This window comes from Gloeomargarita sp. SKYB120 (assembly GCA_025062155.1).
Classification (GTDB): domain Bacteria; phylum Cyanobacteriota; class Cyanobacteriia; order Gloeomargaritales; family Gloeomargaritaceae; genus Gloeomargarita.
Genome location: JANXAM010000037.1, coordinates 1 through 20,878, shown reverse-complemented (window position 1 = coordinate 20,878; position 20,878 = coordinate 1). Strand labels below are relative to the sequence as shown.

Below are 20,878 nucleotides of genomic sequence, written 5' to 3'. Positions count from 1 at the left end.
AGTCCAATCGAAAATCTGCAATCCTTGGTCAATGAAACTATCCGTAGCTTATGTCAAGTTTTGTGATTTTAGCTATATTGGCATGGAACTCCTGCGCTTAATTGTGGCACCAGAGGAAGACGCGGTAACAATAGGCCGAGCAATTATCACCCAGGCGCAAGAGCCATGGTTAGAATGGGTAGTGGAAGCCTTGGTGCGGAAATTTCCAGGTCAGGAGAGCCGTCGGATTATGGAGATGCTGGGTTTGGCGCCGCTGCAACAGACGCGATTTTATCAGGAGGTCTTCCAGGAAGGGGAAGTGAGTGGTCGCCAAGCAGAAGCCGTGGCTTTAGTGCTACGTCTGCTTCAGCGCAAAGTGGGTCCCCTGTCTCCTGACCAAACCCAGCGGATTCAATCCCTACCGCTGGAGCAACTGGAAGCGTTAGGAGAGGCATTGCTGGATTTTCAGAGCGCCGCAGATTTAGAGAATTGGTTCGCTCGCCATGCAACTGAATAGGTGTTGGTTGGGAAAGAAAGCGCCAATTCTCGCAGTTTAAAAGACCTAGCCTCGTACTATAGCAATTCTAGAAGAGGTTAGAACGGGTATTTCTGTAAGGTGCTAGTTGGCGGTTGCAGGGGGAATCTCCGCTTCAGATTCTCCTGTCAGGGAGATGGTAGAAAAAACCAGAACGGGTCTGCACCCTGTGACCCGAGGCATGCCAGCATCGATGGAAATCAAATCAGATTGCTAAGACCCAACAAAAGGCTTTACGCTGCAACCAAAGAGGTAACCAGCCCAAATGACCGGCTGATGAACACCGCAGAGAAAAACTACTTAGGACTGGGAGAAGGCGTTGCTGCGGCTAGCCGTTTAATTTCATCGCGATGCTCGGGAGGCGCTAACTCGGCTGCTTTAGTGAATAGGGGTTGGGCGTCTTTGGTTTTACCGATGGCTTTGAGGGTTTGGGCTTTGGCAAAAACGGGTCGAAAATCTTGGGGATTTTGTTGGATGAGTTGGTCCAGCAGGGCAAGCGCCGGTGGAACTTTTCCCTGCGCCAGATACACCCGCGCCATTTGAATCTGAATCCCTGTCATATCAGCTTGCTTGGGATTGACTTTTTTCAAACTCTGTTGCAGTAGGGATTCCGCCATTGCTGGGCGTTCCAATTGCACGAGCAGGTCGGTCACGCCCACGAGCGCCAGCAAATTGCCCGGTTGTCGTTGCAGCAATTGCCGATAGGTTTTCACTGCGGCTTCTTTATCGCCAAGTTCTGCCTGCGTTTGGGCCAGTAAAATGGCGTATTCGCTCACCTGAGGATGCAATTTCGCTAATCGCTCCAGTAAGGGAACCGCTCCTTTCAAGTCTTTTTCTTGCAGGCGAATTTCCAATAACCCGCGCAAGGCGTAGGTATTATTCGGGTCTTTTTGCAGCACTAGTTCATACCCTTTGGCCGCGCTGACCCGTTCATCCGTGGGAGTTGGTTTTGAGGTGGAAGTCTCCGGCAGCAAATTATCTAAATAGGGCAAAACGCCCAGCCCTAAAAAAGCCGCCCCGCCAATCACCATGACCAATTTCAACCACCAGCGCTGGGGCGTTGCCATGTTGCTGACTCCCCCACGACCCAACGCCTTCATCCTACCAGACGGGGTGATAGGCTGGAAACGGTCACACACTCAAGCGCCATTATGCCCACGTTGGTTTTCAACGGATTACCCCTGCCCAATATCCAAGCAGTGGTCTGGGATAAGGACGGCACGCTGGCAGATACGCTGGATTACTGGCGGCAAGTGGGCGAACAACGCCTGCAGTGTCTGGAGGCTAGGGCGCCGGGGGTGGCTCACCGCCTGCGACGCGCTTTCGGGTTCAAAAACGGCGCTCTGGAACCAGGGGGGCTGCTGGCGACGGGAAGCCGGTATGAGAACGAAATTGCCGCAGCGGCTTATGTCGCAGAGCTGGGTTGGGATTGGCAAAGCGCGTTGCACCTGGTGCGGGACATTTTTCAGCAAGTGGAACGGGAAGGCCCCAGCGTGCAAACCATTCCTTTACGCCACGGCGCTCGCGAGGTACTCCAGCAACTGGCGCAAGCAGGATGCCGGCAAGCGATTCTTTCAGCGGATATTTCCCCGAACGTGCAGGCCTTTGTCGCCCACAATCAACTCCACGACTTGCTGGACTACTACACAGGGATTGACCTGCCCCCCAGTAAGCCCGACCCCCAGGCGCTCCTACACACCTGTCAAATCCTGGGCGTTGACCCTAGCCAAACGGTCATGGTCGGCGATTCCCCCGTCGATATGGAAATGGCCAAGCGGGCTGGCTGTGCCGCAGCCATTGCCGTCGCCTGGGGATTTCACCCGCGCCACAAACTCGCTCCCCTTGCCGACAGCATCATCAACGATTGGTCCCAAATTCAGGTGCTAGGGTGAGGGAATGCCGCCAATGCGATGGGGAGGCCAAAATCGGACGGCGGCACGACCAATGATGTTTTGCCGGGGGACAAATCCCCAGAAGTGACTGTCAAAACTGTGGTTGCGGTTATCCCCTAATACCAGGTAATGGCCAGGAGGTACGGTCACCGGGCCATATTCGTAATTCGCTGGTGCAGCAACGTAGGGTTCCGCTAGGGGTTGGCCATTGATATACACCACACCTTTTTTCACTTGCACCTGTTCGCCGGGTAAACCAATGATTCGCTTGATAAACGCATCTCGAAATCCCTGTTCCCGCAGCACCGGCGTTGGTTGAAACACCACGATTTCACCCCGTTGGGGGTCGCGAAACTCGTAGGTCACTTTGTCAATAATGAGCCGGTCGTTCACCTGTAGCGTGGGCATCATGGATTCTGAGGGAATGTAGCGCGCTTCGGCGACAAATGTCCGAATCCCAAACGCCAAGAGTAAGCTAACTCCAATGGTTTTGACCCACTCGACCAAGCTGTTTTCGTCAGTGGGTTTCGAAGATGGGAGGGCACGTTGTTTGTCCACTTTCGTCATAGGCAAACCACTAGCAACACTCCGGCTATGAAACCTAGTCTAGCGGGCGGTACACGCGGTAGTTGATATGAGGAAAGATGTTGTCGATTTGTTCCAGCTTCACCAACCAGTCGCGGTCAATTTTGCCCGCTTTAATCTCTTCGTACAGTCGGTTGAACCGCTGCAAGTGGGAGCGGGTGCGTTTCACGGCATAGGGCACCGTGGTTCCGGTCCGCATGATGAACGCCCAGTCGGACGATTGCGCCAGAAGCAACTCTCGCGCTGCTTGATTCAAAGCTCGCCATTCCCATTCGTCCTTCGGTTCGCGCCGGCTCAATTCAATCATCCGTTCGGTGGCCTTGTGCAGGTGCGGGTAAATCCAACTGTTGGTCTCGTTGAGCCAGTACTCGTGAAAGCCCTTGTACCCCCAACTGGACTGGGCGGGACGGCAAACCTGGTGGGTCGGATGCGCCCGCAGGTAATCGCTCAGGTGGGTCATCTCGTACACATCCTGGTCGTAATAGGACTTGCGGAACAAATAATCCAAAAACCAGGGGCCTTCGTACCACCAGTGGCCGTAGAGTTCAGCGTCGTAGGGGGCGGTCACGATGGGGGGCCGTTGCATCAGTTCCGCCAAATACCCAATCTGCTGCGTGCGGTTGTACATAAAGTTGCCGGCATGCTCTGCCGCTTTTTCTCTGGCCCAGTAGGGGTCGTATAGCGCTTTGTCACTGAGACTGCAGTTGCGGTGGGTAATGCGGTGGTACTTAATCCCCACGTTCTTGCGCTGACCGTTGGGCATGATATAGGGCTTGATGTATTCGTAATCGGCTTCCCAGCCAATGTCTTTGTAGAACTCGCGATACACTGGGTCGCCGGGATACCCCACTTCCGATGACCAGACCTGTTGCGAAGTTTCGTGGTCGCGGGCGAAGACGGCTACTCCGGTTTCCGTAAAGATAGGAGCATACGTCCCATAGCGCGGGCGGGGTCGCGCGTAGAGCAACCCATGGCCGTCACAGATGAAATAGCGAATCCCCACATCCGCCAGCATCCGTTCCAACCCTTCGTAATAGGCGCACTCAGGCAGCCAGATGCCCCGCGGCATGCAGCCGAAGTGTTCTTGGTAATGCTCAACCGCCACTTGCAATTGCGCCCATACCGCCTGGGGGTACATCTGCATCAAGGGCAAGTAGCCATGGGTAGCGGCAGAAGTGATGATGTCCAGGTTGTTGCTGTCTTGAAATTTTTTGAACGCCGCCACTAAATCCCCGCTGTAGTCTTCCCAGGTCTGGCGGATCAGGTTGAATTCGCGGGCGTAGTGTTCAGCGAGATACTTGATGTGCCCATTGTGCTGGTTGTGTTCAATCTCCAATTCGGCTAGCTCTTCGAGTTTGGCCAGGTACTGGTCGTAGCGCTCCTGGAGCAGGGGGTCGCGCAGCATTTGCACCAGCGGCGGCGTCAGGCTCAGGGTCATCTTGAAATCAATCCCGTCCCGCTGGAGACCCTCAAACATGCGAATCAGGGGGATGTAGGTCTCGGTAATGGCCTCATACAGCCACTCCTCCTCCAAAACGTAATCCGCTTCGGGGTGCCGGACAAAGGGTAAGTGGGCGTGCAGCACCAGCGCTAAATAACCAATCGCCATGCGGGAACCTAAAAACTTTGAGTGCTATTTTAGGATTTTCCCACACCGAGAGGCCCATCCGACCTACGCCGACCCTGCTAAGATGCGAAAAGACCGGCAAAGACTGCGGCACATGAGTTTGTTTGACTGGTTTGCCAAGCGACCCAAGGCGGCTCCGCTGAGCCAGGAGTATCAACAGCGGGAAATTGCCGACGGCCTGTGGACCAAATGCCTGGCTTGCGGGGCGTTGACCTACACCAAGGATTTACATCTGAACTACAAAGTCTGTCCTGAGTGCGGCTATCACCACCCCGTCACGAGTCAGGAACGGATTAAACAACTGGTGGATGCCGACACCTGGCAACCGCTCAACGAACACCTGACGCCGGCAGACCCCCTGCACTTTGTGGACCGCAAACCCTACAGCGAGCGCCTGCGGGAGATGCAGCACAAAACAGGTCTCAAAGACGCCATCCAGACGGGCCTAGGTCAAATCGAAGGATGGCCAGTGGCCCTAGGCGTGATGGACTTCAACTTCATGGGCGGGAGTATGGGGTCCGTTGTGGGCGAAAAAATTGCTCGCCTGGTGGAAACTGCGACCCAGAGCCGGTTGCCCGTGATTTTGGTATGCGCGTCGGGGGGCGCGCGGATGCAAGAGGGCATGCTGAGCCTCATGCAAATGGCCAAGACCGCGGCGGCATTGGGACGGCACCGGCAAGCGAACTTGCTCTATATCAGCGTACTCACCCATCCGACCACTGGCGGGGTCACCGCTAGCTTTGCGATGCTCGGGGACTTAATCTTGGCGGAACCTAAAGCCCTCATCGGGTTTGCGGGGCGGCGCGTGATTGAACAGACCCTGCGCGAGAAACTGCCGGACGACTTTCAAACGGCGGAATACCTGTTGCAGCACGGGTTTGTGGACATGATTGTGCCGCGCACCCGCTTAAAACCGGTTTTGGGCCAACTGTTGCGCCTGCATAGCCCTGTGCAACAAACCGGCGGACATCGCTATGTGACCCCCGGATTCCTGCTAAGCTAAAGGGTGCGGCTGTTGTGTTGGGCAAAGGAGAGTCATGATCAGAATGTGCTTGTGCATAGCGTTGGGGGTTTGGCTGTGGTGGGGCTGGTTTGCGCCGGCCTGGGCAGTCAAGTTAGACGTTGCAACCCGCACAGTGCCCCTGAACGAAAAGGGGGATATGGTTACCCTGAGTCTAGAGCAGGTACAACGCGGCAAACGATTGTTCAACGCCAAATGCGCTACCTGTCACGCAGGCGGCATTACCAAAACCAATCCAGCAGTGGGCCTCGACCCCGAATCCCTCGCTCTGGCCACGCCACCCCGCAATAACATCGAAGCCTTGGTGGACTACATGAAAAACCCGACGAGCTATGACGGTTTAACGTCCATTGCCGAGATTCATCCCAGTATCGCCAGCGCCGATATTTACCCAAAAATGCGTGACCTGACCGAGGATGACCTGTACGCGATTGCAGGGCACATTCTGATCCAACCGAAAATCCGGGGGGTCCAGTGGGGCGGCGGCAAGGTGCATTACTAATCCTGGGGGCGCTCTGGTTGCTGTGGCTGTGGGCGGCACCACCGGCTTGGGCGGCCCGGATTGACCCCTATGTCCAGCGCTATCTCCAGGCAAGGGAACCCGTCGCCCTTAAAGCCGATGCCAGCGGCGCGCTCCAAACCTTTACGGCTGCAGACTTGAGCGTGGGCAAGCGCCTGTTTGAAAGCAACTGCATCAACTGTCACGTCGGTGGGGCCACGCTGCCCAACCCGCGAGTCTCCCTATCCCTGGCGGACTTGCAGGGTGCAACGCCCCCACGTGATAATATTGCGGCGCTGATGGCGTTTATGCGCGCGCCCCGTAGCTACGACGGGCAAGAAGAGAGTTATACCTGTCGCGCTTTACCGCCCGAGAGTGTAGCAGACCCAGAACTAGCCCAATTGGCTGCTTTCATCCTGCGGGCGGCCCAGGTCGCCCCTGGCTGGGGGAGTAAGGAGTTTTAGGAGGCCATCGCCACCGCAATCTTCTCCTGGAGTTCGCCCGACTGGTACATCTCAATCATGATGTCCGACCCGCCGATAAATTCCCCATTGATATAAACCTGGGGAATCGTCGGCCAATTGCTGTATTCCTTGATCCCTTGCCGGATTTCCTCATCACTGAGCACGTCAAAGGTTTCGTAAGGCACTCCCAGTGCATTCAGGATTTGCACCACATTATTAGAAAAACCGCACATGGGCATCAGTTTGGTCCCCTTCATAAACACCATGATTTTGTTGTTCTTAATCAGAGATTCAATCCGGTCGCGGGTTTCCGGTCTCATAGGCGTCGTCCTACTCGGAAAAACTCTGGCAGTGATTATATACCACGGGTGATCTTAGGTACAATGAAGACACCCGTTGTGGCGGCTCCGATGCAGAATTCCCCCTTGCGCTCCTGTTATGAACAGCAGGCCAAGCTCACCGAATTTGCCGATTGGATATTGCCCGGGCAATTTGCAGGTTTAATGGTTGAACATCAGGCGGTGCGGCAACGCGCCGGTTTATTTGATATTTCCCATATGGGACAAATTCAACTGACGGGACCGGATGCTTTAGTCCATCTCAACCGGTTGGTTCCCAGTGACATTGCCCATCTGTCGCCAGGCATGGCGAAATACACGCTGTTGTTGAACGAGCAGGGGGGCATTTTGGACGACTTGATTGTTTATGCCCAGGGGGAAGCGGGCGTCAAATTGATTGTCAACGCCGCCTGCACAACCAAAGACCTGCGCTGGTTGCGACAGCATTTGCCGCCGACGCTCCAGTTAGAGCATCTCCATTACGCCCTGCTGGCGCTCCAAGGTCCCCAGGCGACGGCCATTTTCCAGACTTTGACGGACACGCCCCTGGCGACCATTCCGCGCTTTGGGCACGGGACATTTGCCACTCCCTTGGGGACCGTTTGGGCGGCACGCACGGGTTACACAGGCGAAGACGGCTGGGAAATTCAAGCGGAACCGTCAGTCGGTCAGGCGCTATGGCGGGAATTGCTCCAACGGGGCGCGACCCCCTGTGGTCTGGTGGCGCGGGATGTCCTGCGGTTGGAAGCTGGCCTGCACCTGTATGGACAAGATATGAACGAGAGCACAACGCCGTTAGCTGCTGGGTTGTCGTGGGTGGTGGACTGGCACAAGGGCGATTTCTTGGGACGCGCGGCTCTACTCATCCAGAAGCAGACGGGCGTGGCGCAAAAGCTGGTGGGATTGTGGGGCACGGGGCGGCGGATTTTTCGCACCGGCTATCCCGTGTTGGCGACGGACCGCATCGTGGGGCACGTCACCAGCGGCACCCTGTCGTTGAGCCTAGGGCGACCCATTGGGTTTGCCTACGTGGACACGGCCTGGGCACAGGAAGGAACCCCCTTGACGGTGCAGGTTCGGGACCAGGCGTTACCGGTTACAGTAGGAAAGAGAACGTTTTACCGTCGTGCGGGATAGGGTCATGGCGCTCACTTACCCAACCGAATTGCGTTACACGCCGAGTCATGAGTACGTTGCCCTGCGGGATGGTCTGGCAGTGGTGGGTATTACGGCGTTTGCAGTTGAAGAACTAGGGGATATTACCTACCTGGAGTTGCCGTCGGTGGGAAGCCAATTGCAAAAGGGTGAACGGTTCGGGACGATTGAATCGGTGAAGGCGGTCTCAGACCTGTACGCGCCGGTGTCGGGCGTAGTGACGGAGGTGCATCAAGAGCTAGTGGACGCCCCAGAAAAGATTGCCGAAGACCCCTACGGATTCGGTTGGTTGTTGAAGGTGCAAATGAGCCAGCCCGAGGAGATGGACACGTTGTTGTCGGCGGCGGATTACCAGGCCCAGTTGGGGGGTGCGGGTCACTGAATTGTCTAGGAAATTGAGGACTGTTGCTGAAGCAGTTGCAGGAGTTCAGCTTTTTTCTTGGTGCCTGCGTTGGCAATTCCCCGAGCTTCTGCCAGATTCCGCAACTGGGAAAGCGTCATTGCTTGCAGTTCGGCAGGCGCGGGCAATGGTGGCGGCTCAGGGGTGAGATAGAACACTTCTTCAAGAAGCTTGAGCTTGGTTTTGGTGATGCCACAGCCAAGCTTAGTGATGGGATTAAACTTAGACCAATACTTGCGGTCAGATGCTTCCGCAATACGCGCAACTGCTAAATCTAATTCAATACCTTTGAGTCGAGACTGCTGTATCAAATACTGCAAACGCTCCCGAATCTCATCCGCTGTGGCGGTACAAAGGTTGACTTTTTCCGGTGGAGGTGCAGGTGGTTCGGGTTCGAGGTAGAAGATGTCTTCCAGTGCTGAGAGCTTGGACGCTGTAATACCGCATTTAAGCTTCGTGATGGGGTCAAAAGTCGTCCAAAACTTACGGTCGGGCGCATCGGCAATGCGATTAAGAACAACGTCCAACTGCACGCCCTTAAGCCGCTGCTGCTCTAGGAGATATTCCAGGCCGGCTCTGATCTCATCCCAGTTAGCGCTACAGAGGTTGATTTTAGGCGTTTTTTCACGGGCCAGCACTTGGGATAAAAATGCCGTTTCTGGTTTGTTATCAGCAATAACGCACCATACCCGTTCTAAGCCTGCTGCCTTCGCTACAGCATACGTAAATGAGTTAGCTACTACTTGGTAGCGGTCTTTACCTGTAATTTTAACTACTATTGGTAACCAATTTCGGTCTCCCGCTTTATGAAGCAACTCTGCTGCTGCATCAATTAAGAAAGATGGTACGGCAGGTGATTCACCTGGTTCAATTTCATTCAGGTGTAGATACATCAGGCTACCAATGATACTGACATCAATCATGGTCACTATTACCCTTTGTGCTAACTCTCAGCTTGCAGAAAGTACGCATAGGCTAACGAAGCATAGTATGAAAAAGTGTACTGGTGACAAAGAGCAGCAGGTCTATCTCCAAAATCAGCGCTAGAGATATGAGCAAAATGGGGAAGACAATGGGGTAATTTACCACCTGGTAGGAAAAAGGGTTTTAGTTCAGGTTTCTTCTCAACCAAGCTGTCTATAAAACTCCTTGCCCTTCGTAGTTCGACACTCTCTTCCTCATATTTATGCTGTTGGTCATTTTGTCTTATGGGAGTGTCAGCGGCATTGAAAAAGATAGGTAGTACCGTGGGTGTAGCTTCTATTAAAGATGAAGATATATGCTCTAGACCCTTTTTCTTCATATCTCGTACTTCTTGTATAAATTTATCGATAGCAATTTCCGCACCCCTAATTGAATCGCAATCGTGAGGCTGAGTGGGAAGCAGAACAACATCGGCTGCCCAGAACACTAGCTTGTTCGTAGTGCGCCATCCGGGAGGTGTATCAATCAAAATGTAGTCGTAGGCTCCAAGTGCAAAGTCAAGCTTATCCCGCAATCTGTAGCCAGGTTCCTGCATTTGTTCCACAGTCAACATCCTTGAATCAGCAGGAATCACATCAAAAGAAACATCTATAATACCCTTGTCTTTGACCTTTGCGCTATAATTCTTCCGAATAATCGCAGATGGTAGATGGTTAACTTGACTATCTTTTATCGACTCATATATTAAACTTTCACAGGGATTGATGCCCAAACGTTGAGTTAAATTCTGCTGGTTGTAGTCAAAATCAACCAACAGAACTTTCTTGCCCTTCAACGCTAGAACTGCTCCCAGATTAATCGTTGTCGTTGTCTTGCCTACACCGCCCTTGTTGTTATAGATAGCCACTGTTAAAGCGCGATTGGGGTTGTAAATTCTTTCTTTAATGCCACTGATAACTTCATTGACATTTTGTGGGGTCAATGCAATGCTACGTGTTACTGGGAATATCACTTTCCCATGCTTCCTGAACAATTGAATGTGGTTGGCATTTGTGATGATACCCCACTGAGCAGAACGGCACCTGTCTCCTAAAAGTTGTCTTCTTAGCTGATTAACAGACCTACAATAGGGAGCAGTACCTTCAGCAAGGGAAGTAGTCCGACTTTCAACTTCTACAAGTAAAAAGGGGTTCCTTCCTGTCTGAAGAAAAATATCGGTATCGGTATTCTTTCTGAGTGCAAAATCAGTCTTTTGATTGTTACTGCTACTCACAGGATACTGCGGATAAATCTCTGAAACTTCAAAGCCTAGGTATGGTAAAAGGGCAGACTCAACAAATACATTACTGACAGATGGCTCTAGAGCATCTGGGGGTAAAATCTCAAGGGCAGCCGCTAAATCCATTGCTATCGTTTAGAGTGTGAGGACGCATGCTGCCCAGCATTATACCACCCATCTCATTCTTCACCACCCCCCAAGTATGCTTCCAAGACGATGGGATTGGTTTGGATTTCTGCCGGTGTACCAACAGCCAAATTTCTCCCCTCTGCTAACACCCACACCTGCTGGCATAGCGACATGATTACGTCCATATTATGCTCAATAATCAGAAAGGTCAATCCGTTTTTATTCCACTTTTGGATGTAGTCGCACATTTGGTTAATGAGCGTAGGATTGACACCAGCGGCGGGTTCATCTAGGAGCATGAGTTGCGGGCGGGTCATCAAGGCGCGGGCCATTTCCAATAACTTGCGTTGACCTCCCGAGAGCGACCCCGCATAGTCATGGGCTTTGGCGGCCAGTCCGACCGACTCTAAAATTTCCATGGCTTGCTGGCGCAATTCCCGCTCCTGCTGGGCAACGCGCTTCGGCTGAAAAAAGACCGGCCACATCTGTTCCCCCAACTGGTCGGGAGCTGCCAGCAACAGGTTATCTAGCACCGACAACCGGCTAAACACCCGCGCCACCTGGAACGTGCGGACCATACCTCGGCGACAGATGACATGGGGCGGCAACCCCGTGATGTCTTGGCCTTGAAAGAACACCTGGCCGCTGTCAGGGCGCAAGGAACCCGCCAGCAGGTTGAACAGCGTAGTCTTGCCGGCACCGTTGGGGCCGATGAGACCCGTAATGCTCCCTGGGTTCACCGTTAGCGAAACCCCCTGGACAGCCAGTAGCCCCCCAAAACGCTTGGATAAGTTGACGGCCTGCAACAGGGGTGAAGTCACTGCATCGGTCAAGACGAGAAACTGACTTGGTTTTACCCAATTTTGGGTCACCCATGCAACCGCACAGGGGCTAATCGGGGTCTTTAGTTCCTACCGTGTACAGATGATCTAACACATCCGCCCAGGGTAGCTGTAGCCAAAATTGCCGTTGACCGCCTAGGGGCCGCACCCAGTAACTGCTATAACCAGGTGGGTCAGCTGGAACGCATCCCCATTGCATTTGCACTAGACGACAACAGGCGCCCGATAACAACTCCAAACAGTGGTCTTGACCCGCTACGTAGATCACCGTGCCAGGTGCCGGTAATCGCTCAATGTCGTACATGATGGGCACCTTCGCTTTTTTAGGTATTCCCTAATCCTGTATTTTAGAATTTTTTTATAATTTGGACGTTTACGATATATAAAGGCACGCTAGATGGAATAGGGGTTTCGGCGGTTGCGGAAAAATGCAAGGGTAAAGAATTATTAAAAAATCCTTAAGGGGCTTGGCGGTCAGCCCATCCCTAGCCAGCTTGCCATCCGGTTGACCGCTTCCTGGAGACGGGCTGGAGGATGCACCAGCGCAAATCGCACATACCCTTCGCCGCCAGGGCCAAAGCCGACGCCAGGTGAAACCGCCACGCCCGTTTTCTGGACTAGATGCTGGCAAAATTCTAGGGAACGGTCCGCCCAGGCTGGAGGTAACGGCGCCCACACGTACATCGTCGCCTGGGGAACCGGCACTTGCCAGCCAATGCGATGCAACGCCGCTACAAACGCATCTCGCCGTTCCCGAAACGTGTTGACCGTCTCCCCCACTCCTGTCTGGTCGCCCAGCAGCGCCCGCGTCCCCGCCCGCAAAATCCCAGCGTACTGGTTGAAATCCACCACTGCTTTGACCCGCCGCAGCGCCAGGATTAACTCCCGATTGCCAATGGCATAGCCCAGCCGAAAGCCCCCCATGTTGTAGGACTTGGACAGGCTGAAAAATTCAATGCTCACCCGTTTTTCTGGGTCCGCCTGCAACACCGACGGGGGCAAGGTCTCGCCGAACACCAAATCCGCATAGGGAAAGTCGTGGCACAGCACCAGGTCATAGCGCCGACAAAAGTCCACAGCGGCCTCCATCACCGCTAAGTCCGCCACTGCCGTCGTTGGGTTGTGGGGATAGGACAACACCAGGAGCCGCGCCCGTTGTAGCACTTCGCTGGGAACCTGACCAAAATCCGGCAAAAATCCCTGTTCCGCCCGCAGGCGCAAAAGATACATCCGGCCACCGGCCAACGCGACGCCCCCCGCATGGGACGGGTAACCAGGGTCGAGCAAGATGGCGTAATCCCCTGGGTTCATCACTGCCAAGGGTAAGTGGGCTGTCCCTTCCTGGGAGCCAATCAGCGGCAACACTTCCGTTTCCGGGTCCACCGCTACCCCATAGCGCCGTTCATACCAGGTGGCCGCCGCTTGCCGAAATTCCCGCGTCCCGTGAAACAGCACATACCCGTGCGTGCGCGTATCCTGCAACGCTTCGGCAATCACCGCCAGAATCTCCGGGCGCGTGGGCAAATCTGACGACCCCAGCGACAGGTCAATCACGTCTATTCCCTGAGCCGCCGCCTGGGCCTTGGCCTGGTCCATGTCGGCAAACACATTGCGCGTCAGGGGCGCCAGCCGTTCCGCCAACCGCACCATGACTACCCCCCGATGTGCTGTGCCAAGGCTTGCTCCAGCTTGGCCTGGTTCAACACGCCCTCGTGCCGCCAGACCAGTTGCCCGTCCCGGAAGAGCAACAACGTCGGAATGCCAGTCACTTGATAGTTCTTCACGGTTTCCGGATTTTCGTCTGCGTGCATTTTCACCATCTTCAATCGTCCTTCCCACTGGGGCGCCATCTGGGTCAAAATCTGGGTCATCAAGCGACAGGGACCACACCACTCCGCCCACACGTACACCAATACCGGCGCTTTCGCCTGGACGACTTCCGTTGTAAAAGCTTCATCCCGAATGGCCACCGGCGCCCCTGTCATAAACCGTAACAAAAATCACCAACTGTTCTAGTCCTATTGTCCGCGATTTGGGCGTCCCAATGCAAACGGGAAATGCTGGCAGAGCAACTCCCACCGGGAGCAATCCCAGTAGTCAATCTGCTGCTGAATCAAACCCTGCGCGTTGAGAGTCAGCTCGCTGCGGCCCGTCACCGTCACGCGGGGTTGCCAGGGCAAGGGCGCCGTCCAGCTCATGGTCCAGCGGGTGTGAATCACCGGCCCGTCTTGATGAATGGCATGCAAATCCAGGCGAATGTCCCGAAACCAGCTCGCCAGAAACTGAATCATCCCCTGAAAGTTCTTACGCCCCCGCACCCGCATCATCGGGTCGGCAAAGACAATGTCCTCGGCGTAAATACTGTAGGTCTGGTCGTGGGGAAAGCGGGCGTAATCGGCTTTTAACGTGTCCAGAATATCCATCTTGTACAGACATGGCAACCCGCCCCTACTCTAGCACGGCCCACCTGGAAAAAACTCTTGCCTTGGCGAAGTGGCCGGGAAGGCGCATCGTAGCCTCGCCCCGCGTTTGACCCTGCGCTTGCGCCAGCAACCCAATGTCACGCTCACTATCTGCAACGTTTGCCAGCTCAGCCAGAACAGGTTGAAGCTCCACGTGCGCTGGGGGAACGGGTCTGGAGATGGGCGCGATGGTATCGTTTGACTACCTTGATTACCCTTCTGGTGCCCCATCCATGCCAAGCAACTTTGAGTTACCCAATCTGGCAACGGTGACACCGGAGCGATTCCAGCAGCAAATTGCTCCTGTCAGCTCCAGAGGCTTATTCAAATGGGATTGACCAAATTTTGTCCTGGGAAATTAAAAACGGGATTGCCAGCATTGATCTCCGCCGGCATCAACTGGAGATTTGGCCAATTGCTGGCGTTGAGTAACCTACAACACCCATTGCCGGAGCGTGACAATCATACAGCGGTGGCCGACCGATACGTAGGGCGCAAAAGCAGTGTTTTCGTTCTCGGCGTCCGTCAAGCAGTAGATTGAAATGGGGTACGCTGCATCTCCCAAATCGGTTTGCAGAACCCGCCGCAGCTCATTCAACAGAGCATCTTGATCGGATACATGGCGGCTGTTGCTGTAGGCTTCGGCCAAAAATAATCCCCGCAAAAATGCCCAAAACTCATCCGGTGATTGCGTCTGTGCATTACGAAAAATATCCAGTTCGTCCCAGTAGTCATCCAGTTGAATATACGCCAACACTTCCGGGTAGATGGACTTGACCCAGGTGAACAGGTCTCGTAAATGTCTCACCTTTATGAAATCCCAATCTAAACCACGATAACCTGGTTTCTGAAACAGTTTTATATCGCGCACAAAAGGGGGACCGCTCGCAGCTTCGCCTAACCTACATTCCTGTTGGAGAAGCTGGGATAATTGTTCATACAAACCACTGGGTAATTCGTAGGCCGTGATGGTCATACCAGCGCAGTAAAAGTCACTCATTGGCGCACCCCTTTCCTACAACGAACTAAATCCGGGCGACGGCCAGGGAGCGCAAGCGAGCGCGTTTTTTGGCCTGGTGAGCCGCCATTCGCTCCAGTACATCCACCAGAAACCGCGTGGCCTCGACAATGTAAGGGCCTTTATTGAGCATGACGCACTCAGCCCGTTCACTCATCACGGCATCCGACACTTCGGCGCGGGAGGGCATCCCCGTTTTGGCCATGGACTCCAGCACTTGGGTGGCCCAGATAACAGGCACGTGTGCCGCTTCACACAGCCAGAGAATTTCCTCCTGAACTTCGGCCAGGCGCTCAAAGCCCACTTCTACCGCAAGGTCGCCCCGCGCCACCATCACGCCCACTGGCGGTCGTTCCATACTGGCCAGCAGTAACCAGGGCAAATTTTCAAACGCCCGGTGGTTTTCGATTTTGAGAATAATGCCCACATGGTCGGCGGCGAGCCGGCTGAGTTCTTGGGTGAGTGTTCGCACGTCGTCGGGTGTCCTGACAAACGATAAGCCGACTAAATCAATATGGGGCGCGAGAAGAGCGAGGTTCTTGCGGTCTTCCTGGGTGAGTGCTGGTAGGTTCAGGTCGGTATCTGGCAAATTAATGCCCTTTTCTGGCCGGAGCTTATCACCCCCCGGTCGCGTCGTGGTAATTTCCACGCCAATGGACTGACCATCGTTGGTCACCACCCGCCCGCCTATCTTGCCGTCGTCAAACCAAATCCGCTGCCCCGGTTGTATTGCGGTGAAGGCGTCACCGAGGTCGCAAGGAATCGTTGGGGGATGGCCTGTAGGGTCGGCTGCTTCCGTTGCCCGCACCAGGCGCAGCACGTCGCCCACCTGCAAGGAAATCCCTTCGTAACGAGGTGGTAGAAATCCGATTTGCGCTGTCACATCCAACCGTTCATCCCGGCGTTGCAATTTCAGCGTCAGGCCTGTCTCCAGGTAAACCGTTCGTTCGCTGGTCACCTGCACGCAACCCGGTTGGACGGCCACCACCCGTAAGCAACGATGACGCCCCGCTGCATCCTTGAGAGTGATCTCGTCCCCCCCCTGCGCCTGGGCCACCAAGTCCCCCTGCACCGGGATCACCGGCCCCGTCATGCCCGAGGGATGCGCGTCTTCAGCGACTAGCCACGCCTGCGCCGGCGCCACCACCCTTCCCCGCAAATCCCGCTTGGGACGCAGTTTCAGGACTTGCACGCCTGGCCAGGAACCCGTCCGCAGTTTCGGGCCGCACAAATCGGCACAAACTTTGCAAGGGCGACCGAGTTGTTGCTGGGCTTGCCGCAGGTTTTCGATCATACGCAACCAGATGGCCGGTTCATCGTGGGCGCAATTGATCCGCATGATGTCCATACCGGCTGCCAGCAGTTGGGCGACCAGTTGCGGTTGGGTGGCAGCTTCCGTCGGCATCGTGACCATGATATGGCGGTGACGACCGGCTGGCGGTTCCCCAAACAATTCCCGGCTGTGGTCTTTGAGCAGGCGTTGACCGTCGGCAAAGGTGACTGGTGAAACCGCCACTTCAGGTGGGGAAGGACGACCCGCCAGGCAATGCAAGGCTCTAAGCACCTGCTCTAACGTGTGCAGCGTGTGCGCTTCGCATCGCCCCAGGGAACTCAACCCCAGGGCCGCCAATTCGTCTTGCAATTCGCGGACATCATGTTGTCGCAGGGCGAGATAGTGCAGGAGATTGCGGGCGCTGGCCTGGTAAGCAGGGGCAACTTTTGCCACAACATCCTGGTGAGCGTTTTCCAAATAAAGTGCATGGTCGCGGAGTTGGGTGATGTGTTGAATTAAATCTGCGAAAGATGCCGCCATCTTTCCAGCCTTTGCGATTGCCCTATCTACCCATAGTAGTGCCTGTAACGCCCAGAAACGCTCGATAGAATTAACAATAAATTTAACTTTGCCAAGGGAATGACGACGCTAGAACTGACAAAAATGTTTGTGCATGGCGTCACAGCAACGACCATGTTTGCCATCATTGGCCGCCCTGGTTTGCCCGGCCAGCCTTTGATCGAAGCTTACTTCCGTATATCCAACCGAGAATTGCCCGGAGGGTTGGAATTGGGCGGTCTGTATATGGCGTTTTTCTGGTGGGCGCACAATGTTGCTGGTATTCCAATGGCTTATCTCCTAGGCTTTCGTCTGGCGCCGTTATGGATGCCCCTATCCTTTGGTGCTCAATGGGGTATTACGGTGATCTGTTTTTTTAGCTGGACATGGCTGTGGTTTGAACTGGGCTATTGGTCGGCGCTGCGCGAGGCTCTGAAAAGCGGTTATCGTCCCCCTAGACATCGTTCATAACCCTTGCAATTGCTGCTGCCAAATGGCCGGCGCTTGGGTGGTGTCAATCGTTATCACGTAGGCAAGTTCTCGCTCTGTAAAGGGCTCCCATTCCGCCAGTTGCTGGGGTAATAAATCTGCTGTTGCATCAGCAATATCGCCCGTGCGTTGTTGCAATCGTTCCCGCAGGGTTTCTACCGGGGCATGCGTGTGAATGATATGCACATCTACCGCTAAATCCTTGACGGCGTTGAGCACTTCACCCCGCGATTGTACCCAGTCGTATTTAGCATCTAAAACGACCGATTGACCTTGGCGAAGTAACTCCACGCCCAATCGTAAAAGTTCCGCATAGGTACGCGCCGACATTTCTGACGTATATATCTCTGGGCCACCCCGTTGGTATAGGGGCACGCCGGCTAGATGCTTGCGCACTGCATCAGAACGAATCTGAATCGCTCCGTAGGTTTGACTCAAGTAGCGTCCCACGGTGGATTTTCCTGACCCCGATAGCCCTGTCATCAAAAACAATTTGGGTCGCGTCGGTTGACTATAACCATAGGCGGCCTGGTAGTAGGCAATAGCTGCCTGTTTGGCGTCTTGTCGTAGGGATGCCGGCGCCCCCAGGTCACTGGATAAAAAGGAATTGACTTTCGCCCGCACATAGGCCCGCACGCTGCAATAGAAGGGTAACAATCGCGCCGCCAAATAATCACCCGTTAGCTCCAAGTAACGATTCAAAAAGGCATAGGCCAGGTCCCGCCGCCCCCGAAACTCCAAATCCATCACCAAAAACGCCACGTCATAGGCTACATCGGTCAGGCGAAATTCATCATTAAATTCAATGCAATCAAAAACGCAGATTTCGCCCTGGAAGAAACAAATATTAAACAGGTGCAAATCCCCATGACACTCCCGAATTTTACCCTGCTGCTGGCGTTCGATAAACCAGTCGGCGTGTTCATGGAAATAGCGGTCGGTAAAGGCTTTAGTGGCCTGCACCATTGCTTCTAAACCCCAGGCTTGCACATAGGTGGCTGTGGCTGCGTAGTTACTATCTACAACTGATTGGATGACCGGAATGGCCCCAAAGCTGGTGATGTAGTCATTGGTTGCTGCCGCCTGGTGGAATTGGGCAATCTGTTCCCCCAACTTTTCTAAATCCTGGGTGGTTAACCGGCCTTGCTCGAAACAGGTGAGCCACAAATCATTCTGGTCAAACTGGCGCATTTTCACGGTGTATTCCACAACCGGCCCTGTACCGCCCAAGTGATAGCACCCCTGGGGATCAACAGTAATCGGTACAACTTCGAGATACAGCTGGGGCGCTAATCGCTGGTTTAATCGCAGTTCTTCCTGGCAAAAATGCTGGCGTTTTTCCAGGGTCGAAAAATCCAAAAACCCAAAATTGACTGGCTTTTTGATCTTGTAGGCGTAATCTCCTGTTAATAGAACCCAGGAAATGTGGGTTTGCAGCAGGCGAATTTCCTGAACCGGATGCGGGTAAAAATCCGGCTGTTGCATGTGCTGGATCAAGGGCGGCGATGTCTCAACCATGCACCACCAACACCGAACAGGGGGCTTCGGCCACCACTTCTGCACTCACCGACCGCTGCAAGATGCGTTCAAACCCCGTCAGCCCCCGACTACCGATCACAATCAACTGCGCGCCGCAGGTGACCGCCCACCGCACGATTTCACTGGCCGGGTCGCCTATTAGCATTTCTGCACTACAGGCGCAGGGGACCATCTGCCGACACTGTTCCAGATAAACCGATAAATCGGGATGGGGACGCGGCAGATCGGCGGGCTGGTCGGGGTCGGGAGGCGGCTGGACGTACACCAGATGCACCTGACCATCAGAGGCAATGCGCAACCACGATAACCGCTTGATGACATCCTGGGCAAGCGCGGAACCGTCAACCGCCACCACCACCGTTTTGAGCATTAGGACTGCAACCGCAAACGCACCGACTCGGCGTGAGAATGTAAACCTTCTGTTTCCGCTAAGACTATCACAGCTTCGCCTAACTGTTGCAGGGCGCTTGCGGAGGCGCAGACGATGCTACTGGATTTGAGAAAGGTCTCGACACTCAAGGCCGAGCTATAGCGAGCGGCACCCCCTGTCGGCAGGGTGTGGTTGGGACCAGCCAGATAATCCCCCAGCGCTTCCGGTGTGTGATGCCCGAGAAAAATGGCCCCGGCATGGCGAATCTGCGGCAATAAATCCCACGGTTCGGCCACCGCCAGTTCCAAATGCTCCGGTGCAAATTCGTTAGCTAGCGCTGCCGCCTGCTCAAGCGATTCCACCACCACCACCAACCCATAATGGGCGATGGATTTTTCTGTCAGTAAACGCCGGGGATGGTGCTCCAGTTGCTCGGCCACCGCCTGCACCACTTGCTGGGCGAGATTCGCATCGGGCGTGAGCAAAATCGCCGCCGCCATCGGGTCGTGTTCCGCTTGGGCCAGTAAATCCGCCGCGACGTGCTGGGGCTGGGCAGTGCTGTCGGCAATAATCAACACTTCGGATGGTCCGGCCAGGCTGTCAATCCCCACGCGGCCATAGACTTCCTTTTTCGCCAGCGTGACGTAAATGTTGCCAGGACCCGTGATGACATCCACCTGGGGAATGGTCTCGGTGCCAAACGCCAGCGCCCCAATCGCCTGCGCCCCGCCGATGCGATAGATTTCCTGCACGCCGCATTCCTGAGCCGCCACTAGTACCGCCGGGTTGACGCTTTTGTCGGGGCCAGGGGGCGTGACCATCACCACGCGCGATACACCTGCCACCTTCGCTGGGATACAGTTCATGAGCACGGTGCTGGGATAGGCCGCCCGTCCGCCCGGAATATACACGCCCGCCCGCTCCACCGCCGTATAGCGCTTGCCGAGCACCATGCCATCTGGGGCAAAGTGCACCCAGGTCTGGGGTACCCGCTGCCGGTGAAAATCGGTAATCCGCTGGTGTGCCAGGCGAATCGCCGCCAGCAGTTCGGGGGACACCTGCTGGTAAGCCGCATCCAATTCCGAACCGGAAACGAGAAATTCCGCTGGGGTCAATTCCACCCGGTCAAACTGGCGCGTGTAATCCACGAGAGCTTGGTCTCCCCGTTGTCGCACCTGGGCGAGGATGTCCCGCACTTGCTCCGCCTGCACTTGGGTGTCCGCCAGGCGTTGACTGATCCGCCCCAACTCAGCCCGGGCTTCGCCCCCTTGGGTGACAATGCGTAACATCTCGGGTTGACCCCCGCTGCTACTCTCTTCCCTGTTGTAGCTCAAGTCGCCCCGGAAACAGCAGCCTTGATTAAGTCCTGTTAAGAACTGTCCCAGATAGCGCCCTTACCCTTGACAAGTGAGGGTGGCATCATCTACCTTAGTAAAGCGCTTTCTTTTGCCGACCATAACCGTTGGGGTTATGAGAAAGCTGTCGCGGTTATAGCTGGGG

At 54.9% G+C, this 20,878-nt stretch carries 24 protein-coding genes; 8 read left to right on the top strand and 16 right to left on the bottom strand.

The features are described from left to right. Positions 1-82: 82 nt before the first annotated feature. A complete protein-coding gene (locus tag NZ705_10990) occupies positions 83-496 on the top strand; it encodes a DUF4351 domain-containing protein (GenBank protein MCS7293474.1) in 414 nt (137 codons plus the stop codon). 314 nt (positions 497-810) lie between these two features. On the opposite strand, the gene NZ705_10985 is transcribed toward NZ705_10990, so the two are convergent. Beyond that, positions 811-1,581 carry a tetratricopeptide repeat protein gene (locus NZ705_10985; protein MCS7293473.1) on the bottom strand — a complete coding sequence of 257 codons (771 nt, stop codon included), beginning with the start codon at positions 1,579-1,581 and terminating at the stop codon, positions 811-813. Between the two features lie 84 nt (positions 1,582-1,665). On the opposite strand from NZ705_10985, the gene NZ705_10980 reads away from it, so the two are divergent. Next, the gene (locus tag NZ705_10980) at positions 1,666-2,406 is read left to right on the top strand and encodes an HAD family hydrolase (GenBank protein MCS7293472.1); all 741 of its coding nucleotides are present in this window, start codon (positions 1,666-1,668) and stop codon (positions 2,404-2,406) included. Here NZ705_10980 and lepB read toward each other — a convergent pair. Together lepB and NZ705_10970 are read right to left on the bottom strand one after the other, a co-directional pair. Continuing rightward, entirely contained in the window at positions 2,398-2,973 is a 576-nt protein-coding gene (gene lepB / locus NZ705_10975; GenBank protein ID MCS7293471.1) for a signal peptidase I, read from the bottom strand. The two genes, NZ705_10980 and lepB, sit on opposite strands and share 9 nt — an antisense overlap. A 34-nt stretch (positions 2,974-3,007) precedes the next feature. Then, on the bottom strand, positions 3,008-4,600 hold the full coding sequence (locus tag NZ705_10970) for a DUF1957 domain-containing protein (protein MCS7293470.1): 1,593 nt from the start codon (positions 4,598-4,600) through the stop codon (positions 3,008-3,010). 112 nt (positions 4,601-4,712) lie between these two features. On the opposite strand from NZ705_10970, the gene accD reads away from it, so the two are divergent. The 3 genes from accD to psbV2 all read left to right on the top strand — a co-directional run bounded on the left by accD (position 4,713) and on the right by psbV2 (position 6,602). Continuing rightward, complete coding sequence (accD, locus tag NZ705_10965) at positions 4,713-5,621, top strand: acetyl-CoA carboxylase, carboxyltransferase subunit beta (GenBank protein ID MCS7293469.1); 909 nt, start codon at positions 4,713-4,715, stop codon at positions 5,619-5,621. A gap of 61 nt (positions 5,622-5,682) precedes the next feature. Continuing rightward, positions 5,683-6,141, top strand: coding sequence for a photosystem II cytochrome c-550 (psbV, locus tag NZ705_10960; GenBank protein ID MCS7293468.1), 459 nt, complete (start codon positions 5,683-5,685; stop codon positions 6,139-6,141). Beyond that, a complete protein-coding gene (gene psbV2 / locus NZ705_10955) occupies positions 6,114-6,602 on the top strand; it encodes a photosystem II cytochrome PsbV2 (protein MCS7293467.1) in 489 nt (162 codons plus the stop codon). Before psbV ends, psbV2 begins: the two co-directional genes overlap by 28 nt. On the opposite strand, the gene grxD is transcribed toward psbV2, so the two are convergent. Next, positions 6,599-6,922, bottom strand: a complete 324-nt coding sequence (gene grxD, locus NZ705_10950) for a Grx4 family monothiol glutaredoxin (GenBank protein ID MCS7293466.1) — start codon at positions 6,920-6,922, stop codon at positions 6,599-6,601. The two genes, psbV2 and grxD, sit on opposite strands and share 4 nt — an antisense overlap. Positions 6,923-6,985: 63 nt before the next feature. Between grxD and gcvT the strand changes: the two genes are divergently transcribed. Next, the gene (gcvT, locus tag NZ705_10945; GenBank protein MCS7293465.1) at positions 6,986-8,077 is read left to right on the top strand and encodes a glycine cleavage system aminomethyltransferase GcvT; all 1,092 of its coding nucleotides are present in this window, start codon (positions 6,986-6,988) and stop codon (positions 8,075-8,077) included. A 4-nt stretch (positions 8,078-8,081) separates the two neighbouring features. Next, positions 8,082-8,477, top strand: a complete 396-nt coding sequence (gcvH, locus tag NZ705_10940; protein MCS7293464.1) for a glycine cleavage system protein GcvH — start codon at positions 8,082-8,084, stop codon at positions 8,475-8,477. A gap of 5 nt (positions 8,478-8,482) precedes the next feature. On the opposite strand, the gene NZ705_10935 is transcribed toward gcvH, so the two are convergent. The 9 genes from NZ705_10935 to NZ705_10895 all read right to left on the bottom strand — a co-directional run bounded on the left by NZ705_10935 (position 8,483) and on the right by NZ705_10895 (position 16,962). Beyond that, a complete protein-coding gene (locus tag NZ705_10935; GenBank protein ID MCS7293463.1) occupies positions 8,483-9,418 on the bottom strand; it encodes a Rho termination factor N-terminal domain-containing protein in 936 nt (311 codons plus the stop codon). A gap of 20 nt (positions 9,419-9,438) precedes the next feature. Beyond that, positions 9,439-10,326, bottom strand: a complete 888-nt coding sequence (locus NZ705_10930) for an AAA family ATPase (GenBank protein MCS7293462.1) — start codon at positions 10,324-10,326, stop codon at positions 9,439-9,441. A gap of 551 nt (positions 10,327-10,877) precedes the next feature. Beyond that, positions 10,878-11,660 carry an ABC transporter ATP-binding protein gene (locus NZ705_10925; protein ID MCS7293461.1) on the bottom strand — a complete coding sequence of 261 codons (783 nt, stop codon included), beginning with the start codon at positions 11,658-11,660 and terminating at the stop codon, positions 10,878-10,880. A 58-nt stretch (positions 11,661-11,718) separates the two neighbouring features. Continuing rightward, positions 11,719-11,982, bottom strand: a complete 264-nt coding sequence (locus NZ705_10920; protein ID MCS7293460.1) for a hypothetical protein — start codon at positions 11,980-11,982, stop codon at positions 11,719-11,721. Positions 11,983-12,143: 161 nt separating this feature from the next. Continuing rightward, positions 12,144-13,319 carry an LL-diaminopimelate aminotransferase gene (locus NZ705_10915; GenBank protein ID MCS7293459.1) on the bottom strand — a complete coding sequence of 392 codons (1,176 nt, stop codon included), beginning with the start codon at positions 13,317-13,319 and terminating at the stop codon, positions 12,144-12,146. Between the two features lie 2 nt (positions 13,320-13,321). After that, positions 13,322-13,654, bottom strand: a complete 333-nt coding sequence (locus NZ705_10910) for a thioredoxin domain-containing protein (protein MCS7293458.1) — start codon at positions 13,652-13,654, stop codon at positions 13,322-13,324. A gap of 33 nt (positions 13,655-13,687) precedes the next feature. Then, on the bottom strand, positions 13,688-14,092 hold the full coding sequence (locus NZ705_10905; GenBank protein ID MCS7293457.1) for a DUF2358 domain-containing protein: 405 nt from the start codon (positions 14,090-14,092) through the stop codon (positions 13,688-13,690). A 472-nt stretch (positions 14,093-14,564) separates the two neighbouring features. Further along, on the bottom strand, positions 14,565-15,131 hold the full coding sequence (locus NZ705_10900; protein MCS7293456.1) for a hypothetical protein: 567 nt from the start codon (positions 15,129-15,131) through the stop codon (positions 14,565-14,567). Between the two features lie 25 nt (positions 15,132-15,156). Further along, positions 15,157-16,962 carry a pyruvate kinase gene (locus tag NZ705_10895; protein MCS7293455.1) on the bottom strand — a complete coding sequence of 602 codons (1,806 nt, stop codon included), beginning with the start codon at positions 16,960-16,962 and terminating at the stop codon, positions 15,157-15,159. Between the two features lie 99 nt (positions 16,963-17,061). Between NZ705_10895 and NZ705_10890 the strand changes: the two genes are divergently transcribed. Further along, a complete protein-coding gene (locus tag NZ705_10890) occupies positions 17,062-17,451 on the top strand; it encodes a hypothetical protein (GenBank protein ID MCS7293454.1) in 390 nt (129 codons plus the stop codon). On the opposite strand, the gene NZ705_10885 is transcribed toward NZ705_10890, so the two are convergent. The 3 genes from NZ705_10885 to hisD are packed head-to-tail and all read right to left on the bottom strand — an operon-like array spanning position 17,446 to position 20,667. Beyond that, positions 17,446-18,987 (bottom strand): AAA family ATPase, encoded by a 1,542-nt coding sequence (locus NZ705_10885; GenBank protein ID MCS7293453.1) that lies wholly within the window; start codon positions 18,985-18,987, stop codon positions 17,446-17,448. The two genes, NZ705_10890 and NZ705_10885, sit on opposite strands and share 6 nt — an antisense overlap. Next, positions 18,980-19,378, bottom strand: a complete 399-nt coding sequence (locus NZ705_10880; protein MCS7293452.1) for a universal stress protein — start codon at positions 19,376-19,378, stop codon at positions 18,980-18,982. Before NZ705_10880 ends, NZ705_10885 begins: the two co-directional genes overlap by 8 nt. After that, entirely contained in the window at positions 19,378-20,667 is a 1,290-nt protein-coding gene (gene hisD, locus NZ705_10875; GenBank protein MCS7293451.1) for a histidinol dehydrogenase, read from the bottom strand. The genes NZ705_10880 and hisD overlap by 1 nt, the downstream gene beginning before the upstream one ends. Positions 20,668-20,878: the final 211 nt, after the last annotated feature.

Bases quoted from the DNA above. Each gene is read 5' to 3' on its own strand.
- NZ705_10990 (MCS7293474.1), top strand. From the start codon at position 83: ATGGAACTCCTGCGCTTAATTGTGGCACCAGAGGAAGACGCGGTAACA.
- NZ705_10985 (MCS7293473.1), bottom strand. From the start codon at position 1,581: ATGGCAACGCCCCAGCGCTGGTGGTTGAAATTGGTCATGGTGATTGGC.
- NZ705_10980 (MCS7293472.1), top strand. From the start codon at position 1,666: ATGCCCACGTTGGTTTTCAACGGATTACCCCTGCCCAATATCCAAGCA.
- lepB (MCS7293471.1), bottom strand. From the start codon at position 2,973: ATGACGAAAGTGGACAAACAACGTGCCCTCCCATCTTCGAAACCCACT.
- NZ705_10970 (MCS7293470.1), bottom strand. From the start codon at position 4,600: ATGGCGATTGGTTATTTAGCGCTGGTGCTGCACGCCCACTTACCCTTT.
- accD (MCS7293469.1), top strand. From the start codon at position 4,713: ATGAGTTTGTTTGACTGGTTTGCCAAGCGACCCAAGGCGGCTCCGCTG.
- grxD (MCS7293466.1), bottom strand. From the start codon at position 6,922: ATGAGACCGGAAACCCGCGACCGGATTGAATCTCTGATTAAGAACAAC.
- gcvT (MCS7293465.1), top strand. From the start codon at position 6,986: ATGAAGACACCCGTTGTGGCGGCTCCGATGCAGAATTCCCCCTTGCGC.
- gcvH (MCS7293464.1), top strand. From the start codon at position 8,082: ATGGCGCTCACTTACCCAACCGAATTGCGTTACACGCCGAGTCATGAG.
- NZ705_10935 (MCS7293463.1), bottom strand. From the start codon at position 9,418: ATGATTGATGTCAGTATCATTGGTAGCCTGATGTATCTACACCTGAAT.
- NZ705_10915 (MCS7293459.1), bottom strand. From the start codon at position 13,319: ATGGTGCGGTTGGCGGAACGGCTGGCGCCCCTGACGCGCAATGTGTTT.
- NZ705_10910 (MCS7293458.1), bottom strand. From the start codon at position 13,654: ATGACAGGGGCGCCGGTGGCCATTCGGGATGAAGCTTTTACAACGGAA.
- NZ705_10905 (MCS7293457.1), bottom strand. From the start codon at position 14,092: ATGGATATTCTGGACACGTTAAAAGCCGATTACGCCCGCTTTCCCCAC.
- NZ705_10900 (MCS7293456.1), bottom strand. From the start codon at position 15,131: ATGAGTGACTTTTACTGCGCTGGTATGACCATCACGGCCTACGAATTA.
- NZ705_10895 (MCS7293455.1), bottom strand. From the start codon at position 16,962: ATGGCGGCATCTTTCGCAGATTTAATTCAACACATCACCCAACTCCGC.
- NZ705_10890 (MCS7293454.1), top strand. From the start codon at position 17,062: ATGACGACGCTAGAACTGACAAAAATGTTTGTGCATGGCGTCACAGCA.
- NZ705_10885 (MCS7293453.1), bottom strand. From the start codon at position 18,987: ATGGTTGAGACATCGCCGCCCTTGATCCAGCACATGCAACAGCCGGAT.
- NZ705_10880 (MCS7293452.1), bottom strand. From the start codon at position 19,378: ATGCTCAAAACGGTGGTGGTGGCGGTTGACGGTTCCGCGCTTGCCCAG.
- hisD (MCS7293451.1), bottom strand. From the start codon at position 20,667: ATGTTACGCATTGTCACCCAAGGGGGCGAAGCCCGGGCTGAGTTGGGG.